Origin of the sequence: Methyloversatilis sp., assembly GCF_030696805.1 — a bacterium.
In the GTDB taxonomy this organism is placed as follows: Bacteria; Pseudomonadota; Gammaproteobacteria; order Burkholderiales; family Rhodocyclaceae; genus Methyloversatilis.
In genome coordinates this window covers 24,851-34,235 of sequence record NZ_JAUYRO010000024.1, presented here as the reverse complement: position 1 = coordinate 34,235, position 9,385 = coordinate 24,851, and the positions used below count along the sequence as shown (strand labels likewise).

Genomic DNA, 9,385 nt, shown 5'->3' with positions numbered 1-9,385 from the left:
ATGGTGCACAACATCGAAAAGCTCGGGCACCATGGGTACGCGAATTAGGTAAGCTGGCGGACGGGGAACTAGCCCGATCAGGTCAGGCAGGAGTCGCCCTGTCAGGGCGTCAGGAGACGACGATGAAACCCGTGAAACCGGATTGATGCGATGAAGAGTGAATTCAAGCCGGCAATGGCCGGACGCAGCAACTTGCCCCAGGACGGAGTTTTTCTACAGCGTCGTTAGTCAACTCCCTATCTGGACCGTAACATACTAGTTACTTCTTTTACCGAGAAGGAAATATAAAGCCGGTCGCAGTAAATCATAGGTTCCAATAACTAGAAATTCGATTCACCAGAATTTTGAGGTTGCATGTCGCAACTTCAACTAGTTCTTGCACCGAGTCATCGCCGCAGTCGAGATCTGAATTCGTGAAATGATTTGAAGTTAAAGGAAACTGGGTAGAAGACTACGTTAAGCTACCTGCAAACTATCAAGGAAAGCTTGTTCACCTGATGGATCGTGCTTTCGGCGCTTTAAATCGCTACGGCAGCGTTCATAATTTTTACTCGATAATCGAAGAGGCAACCGTCGCGAGTTTTTAGAGACCCACATAGCTATCGTGCCCCGTTCACCGGCTAACCGCTTCGTGCTTAACGCACGAAGAGACCACCTTATGTGATGATAAGAATCAACCGGCATAACCTCAGCTGAGCCTCTCGCTTTTTGGTTACGTGAAAGGCCGGCAAGCAGCAAATCAGACCCTCGCGATTAACTGAAATATTCATCGGGTAACCTCGACCCTCTGAAACAACAACTATTTAATTGATATGAAAAGAATTTTAGGCGCGCTTCTGGCAGCGTTCTCACTAGCGACATTTGCGGCTCCGATTACACTTACGGTAAATGGAATTTGGGAGACACCCGCTACTTCATCGAATTTTACAATCGTTGCAATTGCTTCCGACGCGACTGACAAAGATCCACGTCCTCAAGTCGGTCTTTATCCGGTAAAGGAGTTGACGTTTTACTTTACAGAGCTTGGAAAGTTCAAGACACAGTTTTCCTTGTTTGCCGATCCTGGCGCCTCACAGTTACAAATCTCCAAGTCAGACGATGGATCCGGTGAATTGCGGTATTTTGGCTCGATGCTTGCAATCCCTACCTTCCCGAATGGGTCCCCGCCAACGGAATTCGATATGCGTCTTTCATTCAGTAAAATCACTGAAGTCGATCTTTCTACTCTAACTGAGCTCGGAGCATATCGAGAGGGAACTCTTTACCTAACGGATGGAAATTCCGCGCGCTCTTCGCTGTTTTTGACTTCCAATGTTTCAGTGAGTGACATACCGCTGCCCGAGCCGGGCAGTGCCATGCTGATTTTTTTGGGAATGATCGCGTTAGTTTTAGTACGACTTAAAACATTCCCTCTTGCGTTTAATGAAGCACGCATGTCGGACCATTAACAAAAGACCTTTCGAGAGTGCTCGTCAGCTCGTTATGACGAAGCACGATACGTGACGAGCTGTGAAGCCTGTTACTGGCAAAAATTTATGGCGTCCGACGATACCTGCGATCTCGCCTAGATGTAGGTGACCTCGCCGTCCTGTCCGCCGCCCACCGGATCTGGAAGCATGGGCTGGAAAATCCTTGAGCGGCTGCATTCTGGACAACCGCTTTACCGAGCACGAGTCGAATTGCGTCCCTTTTTTCAGTAGCGTGACCCTGGTCGGGTTGTAATTCGACAGCCATTGATGACTGGGCTATCGTAGGAAGTCGGCCATAGAGGACATGCGCATGCACTCAGTTAGTTTGCGACAGGCAAGGGTCACATTATCTCAACTTATAACGGCGATCGAACTCCGCGAAGAGCGTGAAATCGTTATCGTGCGTGACGGTCGTCCGGTGGCCCGACTCGTACCCGTCGCTGCACTGCACGCGGGGCCGCGACTGGGAGTTGCGAAAGGTCTGTTTGAAGTGTCAGTCGACATCGATGCGCAAAACGACAACGTGAAGCGGCTGTTTTGGCTAGGCAGCGACTCTTGAATCTACTCGGTGGATACGCCTGTGACCGCTTGGCGATCACAGGGGTTAGCCCACGGCCATCTGAAGCAGCGCGACCGGTATGTCTCGAACCTGCCAGCCGGGAAGCTTCCCGCGCGCGCGCTTCGATAACGGGCGCGATCGCGCCCAAACTCATTTACCGCTCAGCGGGAATTGCGTAGAGCGATTTGCGCAGCCTTTGACGGCCTCCCTACTGGGCGCTTCGGGCTTAGCAAAACGGCGGTCGGCGGCCTTGGAGGAATCTGCTGCTTGTTAAGCCAAGCTTCGATGTCAGACTGTTTGAAGCGGAGTAACCGCCCAAGTTTGACGCACTGCGGAAGATCCCCGCCCATTGCCCGGCGGTTGTAGATCGTTTGCTCTGCGATGCCCAGCAGGGCGGCTAGTTGTTTAGGTGAGAAGAGCTGTTCCACGTGCCTAACCGGTTGAGCAGTCAGATAACTGCTAAAGGTCTAGGGAGCGGTTTTAGCCTTTGCCGTTTTTGGACGACACGAAAAGCTGCTGCAAAAATGCTGCAATCAAATCGGTAATTGAGGGTAGGATGCGGTAACTCAGGGTATGAGCGACCTTTGATTTACTTGAATAATTTGGGGCCCCGCACCATTAGGCCACCGCCCTCCGAAGGCAGGGGTCGTGCGTTCGAATCGCGCCGGGCGCGCCAGACACAGAACGGGTCGGTCTTCATAGTCCGGCCCGTTTTCATTGTCTGTTTCTCCAGTTCCAAGGCGAGCGATTCCCACTCTTCCCGAACGGCTGGCGTCTTCGCCCGTCCCACTGCGCGCCTGCTCGAGGGTGGGCTTCCGGTATCGCCACCCGGCGATCGATAATCCGCAGTCTGCCGGTTCATCGCTCAAGTCCGTGAAGTCACTTCTCTTTTTTGCTCTGGCCTCTTTCATCTGCACCTGCGCGCTGGCCGAAACCTATCTGGGCATCCGGCCGCTCGATTCGCTGGGCGAGGTACGGGCGCGCTTCCCGGATGCGCAGTTCGTGCGCATGGCGCCAGACTGGGCCGACGAGTCGCAGGTGCTGTTTTCGTTCACCGGCGGCGTGCTTCAGGGCCAGCTCCTTGTGCTGTTCGTCGACGGACGCCCGGACTACCGGCGTGAGATCGCGGATGGCTTCGCTGACGATCTCGATGCGCTGAAGTTGCTCGCGGCCGAGAGCGACGACCAGGCGCTGCGCGTGAAATGGGTGAGATGGGTGCCGACCACGCCGCTCCGGGTGCAGGACGTGGTCGCGAAGTACGGCCGGTGGGACGCGGGCGGGTTGTCGGACGACGGCTTCAGACTCTACCGGAGCTGGGACGCGCGGGGCATCACGGCGCTGCTGTCGGAAGACGAGCAGTCGGTGTTGATGATGGACTTCGTGTTTTCCGAAGACGAGCAGCGCGACGCTTTCATTCGGCGTTACGGTCAACTGCCGGCGTGGCTGAGGCCCGAAGCCGGGGGTGGGGTCACGGTCGCGCCGCGTGCGACGCCCCCGGTCACGCCCGCACGGTGACGCCCGCACGGCGACGCCGCCGCGCGGCCGGGTCGTTCGCGCCGCGACCAGCGGGCGTGGCACTACGCACCGCGAGGCGAGCGCCAGCGCGTTGACGAGCCGAATACACAGGGATGCGCCAAGCTGGAGGGGCTCGTGGCGTTGCCCGAGCGGGGGCGCGCAGAAGGTGCTGCGGGCAGATGAATGCGGCGGCCGCGTGCCGCGCCCTCGGGCGCCCCGGGTGGCCTTTCAGCCCTCGCCCCGTGCCACCTTCGCTTCGTAGTCCTCGAGCGTGATCACGCCTTCCTTTTCGGCACGCGCGACCTCGTGCCCGGGCAGCACGTCCTGCACCATGTCGAGCCGCTTCCACAGCGCGAGGGGCGTTTCGCAGGCGGCCTGCGGCACGTACCTCGACTGATCCAGCTTCTTGTAGCGGTGGATGTAGCGCGGGCAATTCACCCACACCTTCGTGACGGTCACCCGCACCAGATACTTCGCTTCGGTGTATCCGGCCATCAGCGGATGGTCGCGCAGGAACTCGGCCGTGCCCTGCACGCGTACGCGGTGAGGCGTTTCGAAGTCGATGAACAGCAGGCCGACGCGCGCCTGGCCGACTATATTGCCCATCGAGTAGAACATGCCGTTGCCGTCGTAGCCCGGGAACACCAGCGTCTGCGCGTCGATCACCTTCACGACGCCGGTCGGTCCGCCCTTGTACGACACGGTCGGGTTGCCTTCGGGGTCGACGGTCGACAGGAAGAACATGTCGCGACCCTCGATGAAGGCCTTCTCCTCGTCCGTGATCGTTTCGTGGACCCAATTCTGGTCCAGCATGTCGGCCAGTTTCGTGGTGCCGAATTCCTGCTGCAGCGCGCGGTGTTCGTCGGCGTAAATTGAAGCCATGTCTCCTCCTGTCGGTCTGTGTTCCGGCGTACGGCGTGAGCCGTCGCGCGCATCCGGGACCCGGGCGCCGGAGCAGGATACCGCAGCGGAACACCCGGCCGCGCGGGCCGGGTCTGGAGAACAAACGGAGAGCAGAAGGAGGGTGGATCAGAAGCGGAAGATCGCGCCGAGCGACCAGGTGTCGATGTCGCCGCTGCCGGTGTTGCTGCCGCCGAGGCTTTCGTAGCGGGTGTATTCGCCACGAAGCCCGATCGACGGCGTCAGTGCGTAGCCTACGCCAGCGCCATACAGGCCGCTCCAGTCGCGGTCCTGCGCCGTGCCGGCCGCCGCACCGCCGGGGCCGGTCACATCAACATCGGCTTCGACCTTGGCGTGGATGCCGCCGAGCCGCCCGAATATCGAGAACTTCTCGCCCACCGGCAGGATGCCCAGTACCGATGCGGTCCAGCCATGGGCATCAAGCTGCGCACGCGCACCGCCACCGGTGAAGCTGGCACGGTAGCGCGCGCTGCCGAAGTCGGCATAGCCCAGTTCGAACGCCAGGTAGGGGTTGAGCTGATAGCCGAGCGACAGGCCGTAGTGCGTGTCATGCTCGTCCACGCTGGAACGCAGGCCGGTGGCACCGGCCGACACCAGAACTGCGTCGGTCTCGCTGCGATCCATGTCGACGCTAGAGCGGCCGAGCGAAGCACCGACATAGAAGTCGCCCGCCAGCGCGGATGACGCGCCGAGCGAAAGCACGGCAAAGCACAGCAGCGAAGGTTTGGTCATCTTCAAATACTCCTTTGGAATGGAGCGGCGGAGTATATAGATATGACGAAAAGAAAATGCCTATAGGGTTGGGAGATGTGTCACTGCTGCAACACCCGGGAATTCCGGCGGCGCATCGATGTCGATCCGCGCGACACCTGCTTGCACCCGCAGGCGGCCCGGTGCATCGTGCGCCGGCCACACGACACGGCTACGCAGGAGATTCGGATTGGAACGCAAGACAGCGAAGGATTTCGCGCCCGAAGTGATGGCGCTGTTCGATCACTATGTGCACGGCGCCATCGACCGGCGCGGCTTTCTCGATGCCGCCGCACGTTTTGCGGTCGGCGGTGTGACCGCATCAATGCTGCTGGAGGCGCTCAGTCCGAACTTCGCGCAGGCGCAGCAGGTCAAGCCGGACGATCCGGCGCTGAAGACCGATTACGTCGAGTACGCCACACGTGGCGGATACGGGAAGGTGCGGGGTTACCTCGCGAGACCGGCGCAGTCGACCGGCCCGCTGCCGGCGGTCCTTGTGGTGCACGAAAACCGGGGCCTGAACCCGCACATCGAAGATGTCACGCGCCGCCTCGCGCTTGAGGGCTATCTGGCGCTGGCGCCCGACGCGCTGTACCCGCTCGGTGGTTATCCGGGCAATGAAGATATGGCGCGCGAACTGTTCCAGCAACTCGACCAGAGGAAGACGCGCGAAGACTTCGTGTCACTGGCGCTCGCCTTCCGTGCGCACGATCTCGGCAACGGCAAGCTGGGTGTGGTCGGCTTCTGCTACGGCGGCGCGATCGCCAATTTCCTCGCGACAAAACTGCCCGACCTGAATGCGGCGGTACCGTTCTACGGCACCCAGCCCCCGCTCGAAGACGTGCCGGCGATCCGTGCGCCGCTGCTGATCCACTACGCCGACCAGGATGAAAAGGTGAACGCTGGCGCCACGCGCTATGACGCGGCGCTGGTCAATGCCGGCAAGAAGTATCAGAGCTACGTCTATCCGGGCACGCTGCATGGCTTTCACAACGATACGACACCGCGCTATGACGAGCGCGCCGCCCGACTGGCCTGGCAGCGCACGCTCGATTTCTTCGCGCAGCATTTGCGTACGTGACGCCCGGTGAGCCTCTGGTCGGCGCGGGCCCTGTCCGCGATCCGCACGTGAATCACGCGACAATACCGCGACGGTTTGCCCTTCGTAGGAGCCTGCCCTGCAGGCGACGCGATCTCCGATCATGCGTTGTCGCGCGATTCACGTGCGGATCGCGGACAGGGTCCGCTCCTACAAAGGGCAACACCCTCGCAGTTTTCGTAGGAGCCGTCCCACGGTCGGCCCTGCATGGCCGACCGGCTCCACGGGCGGCGAGCGTTGCTCGCCGAAACCCCCGCTCCGCCCCTGCAGGCGATGCGGACGTTGATCGCGCGCCGCTCAGTGCGCTTCGTCCCAATTGAGGCCGACACCGGCTTCGACCCTCAGCGGCACCGACAGCTGTGCCACGTTTTCCATCAGCGCGGGCACGCGCTCGCGTACCAGGTCGATTTCGGTGTCGGGCACTTCGAGCACCAGTTCGTCATGCACCTGCAGCACCAGCCGCGTGCCAAGTTTTTCGCGCTCGAGCCAGCCTGATACGGCAATCATCGCCAGCTTGATGAGGTCGGCCGCTGTGCCCTGCATCGGTGCGTTGATCGCGGCGCGTTCAGCGCCCTGACGGCGGGCGACCTGGACGGCGCGGATTTCCGGCAGCTGCAGCCGGCGCCCGAACACGGTTTCGACCCAGCCCTGCTCCCTCGCCAGCGCACGGGTTTCGTCCATGTAACGCGCGACGCCGGGGTAGCGCGTGAAATAGCGGTCGATCCAGCCCGCCGCTGCGGCGCGCTCGATGCCGAGGTTTTTCGCCAGTCCGTGTGCGCTCATGCCGTAGATCAGACCGAAGTTGATCACTTTGGCATAGCGCCGCTGTTCGCTGCTGACTTCGTCCGGCGGCACGCCGAACACTTCCGACGCGGTCGCGCGGTGCACGTCCTCGCCGTCGGCGAAGGCCTGCAGCAGGCGTGCGTCCTGCGACAGGTGGGCCATGATGCGCAGTTCGATCTGCGAATAGTCCGCACTCACCAGCCGATGGCCCGGCGGCGCGATGAAGGCGGAGCGGATGCGCCGGCCTTCGGCGGTACGCACCGGAATGTTCTGCAGATTGGGGTCGACCGACGACAGCCGCCCGGTCACGGCCACCGCCTGGCTGAAACTGGTATGTACGCGGCCGGTGTCGGCGCGCACCATGCGCGGCAGCTTGTCGGTGTACGTGCCCTTGAGCTTCGCCAAACTTCGGTATTCGAGGATGAGCGCCGGCAGCGGGTAGTCGAGCGCAAGCTGCGACAGCACTTCCTCATCGGTCGAGGGCGTACCGCTCGGCGTCTTCTTGATCACCGGCAGCTTTTCGCGCTCGAACAGGATTTCCGCCAGCTGCTTCGGAGAATTGATGTTGAACGGCTGCTTCGCTGCGGCGTGGGCGCGCGCCTCCAGATCGATCATCTTCTGGCCAAGCTCATTGCTCTGCGCGGCCAGCGAGCCGACGTCGAGCAGCACGCCGGTGCGCTCCATCTCGAACAGGATCTGCGACACCGGCAGTTCGATGTCCCTGTATATATAGGCAAGCTTGCTGTCGGCCTGGATGCGCGGTGCGAGCACTCCATGCACGCGCAGCGTCACGTCGGCGTCTTCGGCCGCGTAGTCGGTGGCGCGGTCGATCGACACCTGGTCGAAGCCGATGCGCGACACGCCCTTGCCGGTCACCTCGTCGTAGCTGATCACCTTCAGGCCGAGGTGGCGGGTGACCAGCGCGTCCAGGCTGTGGCTGCGGTCGGCGTCCAGCACATAGCTCTCCAGCAGCGTGTCATCGACCACGCCGGCCAGCCGGATGCCGTGGTTGGCGAATACGTGGCGGTCGTACTTGAGGTTCTGCCCGAGCTTGCCGTGCGCGGCCGATTCCAGCCAGGGCTTGAGCCGGGCCAGCACTTCGTCGCGCGGCAGCTGTACCGGTGCGTCGGGATAGCAGTGCGCCAGCGGAAGATAAGCGGCCACACCGGCTTCCAGCGCGAAACTCATGCCGACCAGCTGTGCTTCCATCGGCTCCAGGCTGGTGGTTTCGGTATCGAGCGACACCACGGCGGCCGTATCCAGCACTGCAAGCCAGCGCTCGAGCGCCGGCCAGTCGAGCAGGGTTTCGTACTGCGAGCGGTGGCTGCCTTCGGGGTCGGTGGACGGGCCGGCGTCGGCAGCCGGCGCCGGCGCGTTGACGTTCTTCTTCGGACCTTTCGCGAGCTCTTCCAGCAGGCCGCGGAAGCCGTAGCGCTCGTAGATCGGCCGCAGCGCCTCGGCGCTTTCGCCATTGGAAGTGAGGGATTCGAGCGGCGTCGGCAGTTCGACATCGCACTTCACCGTGAGCAACTGGCGCGCCAGCGGCAGGAAAGGGATGTGGGCGCGCAGGTTTTCGCCCACCTTGCCGCCGATCTCGTCCGCATGCGCGACGATTTCGTCGAGCGAGCCGTACTGCTGCATCCACTTGACGGCCGTCTTCGGGCCGCACTTGTCGACGCCGGGCACGTTGTCCACGCTGTCGCCGATCAGCGCGAGGTAGTCGACGATGCCGGCTGGCGTTACGCCGAACTTGGCCAGTACGCCGGCTTCGTCCAGCTTTTCTTCGCTCATCGTGTTCACCAGCGTCACGTGCCGGTTCACCAGCTGCGCCAGATCCTTGTCGCCGGTGGAAATGACGCAGTCGATGCCGCGCGCGGTAGCCTGCGCCGACAAGGTGCCGATCACGTCGTCGGCTTCCACACCGTCGAGCATCAGCAACGGCCAGCCGAGTGCGCGCACCGCGTCGTGGATGGGCGCAATCTGCGCTGCCAGCTCTTCCGGCATGGGTGGTCGGTGACTTTTGTAGGCCGGATACCAGTCGTCGCGGAAGGTCGGGCCCTTGGCGTCGAACACACACGCGCGGTAGTCCGCCTTGTAGTCGCTTGCCAGCCGCCTTAGCATGTTGATGACACCGCGCAGCGCGCCGGTCGGCTCGCCCTGGGCATTGCGCAGGTCGGGCATGGCGTGGAAGGCGCGGTACAGGTAGGACGAACCATCAACAAGCAGCAGCGTGGGCATGGCGGATTCCGTGATTGCTCAGCGCGCCATTATCAACCCCGGACCCCCTCC

Annotated in this window: 6 protein-coding genes; 3 read left to right on the top strand and 3 right to left on the bottom strand. The window is 61.8% G+C overall.

Annotated elements, in window-relative coordinates:
- Positions 1 to 812: 812 nt before the first annotated feature.
- Together Q8R75_RS03005 and Q8R75_RS02995 are read left to right on the top strand one after the other, a co-directional pair.
- Positions 813 to 1,448, top strand: coding sequence for a hypothetical protein (locus Q8R75_RS03005; RefSeq protein ID WP_305626931.1), 636 nt, complete (start codon positions 813 to 815; stop codon positions 1,446 to 1,448).
- Positions 1,449 to 2,901: 1,453 nt separating this feature from the next.
- The gene (locus Q8R75_RS02995; protein WP_305611209.1) at positions 2,902 to 3,543 is read left to right on the top strand and encodes a hypothetical protein; all 642 of its coding nucleotides are present in this window, start codon (positions 2,902 to 2,904) and stop codon (positions 3,541 to 3,543) included.
- 228 nt (positions 3,544 to 3,771) lie between these two features.
- Here Q8R75_RS02995 and Q8R75_RS02990 read toward each other — a convergent pair whose 3' ends face one another.
- Both Q8R75_RS02990 and Q8R75_RS02985 read right to left on the bottom strand, forming a co-directional pair.
- The gene (locus Q8R75_RS02990; RefSeq protein ID WP_305611211.1) at positions 3,772 to 4,425 is read right to left on the bottom strand and encodes a pyridoxamine 5'-phosphate oxidase family protein; all 654 of its coding nucleotides are present in this window, start codon (positions 4,423 to 4,425) and stop codon (positions 3,772 to 3,774) included.
- Between the two features lie 147 nt (positions 4,426 to 4,572).
- Positions 4,573 to 5,196, bottom strand: coding sequence for an outer membrane beta-barrel protein (locus Q8R75_RS02985; protein WP_305611213.1), 624 nt, complete (start codon positions 5,194 to 5,196; stop codon positions 4,573 to 4,575).
- Between the two features lie 208 nt (positions 5,197 to 5,404).
- On the opposite strand from Q8R75_RS02985, the gene Q8R75_RS02980 reads away from it, so the two are divergent.
- Entirely contained in the window at positions 5,405 to 6,295 is an 891-nt protein-coding gene (locus Q8R75_RS02980; protein ID WP_305611215.1) for a dienelactone hydrolase family protein, read from the top strand.
- A gap of 315 nt (positions 6,296 to 6,610) precedes the next feature.
- Here the strand turns inward: Q8R75_RS02980 and polA are convergent, their stop codons facing one another.
- The gene (gene polA / locus Q8R75_RS02975; RefSeq protein ID WP_305611216.1) at positions 6,611 to 9,334 is read right to left on the bottom strand and encodes a DNA polymerase I; all 2,724 of its coding nucleotides are present in this window, start codon (positions 9,332 to 9,334) and stop codon (positions 6,611 to 6,613) included.
- Positions 9,335 to 9,385: the final 51 nt, after the last annotated feature.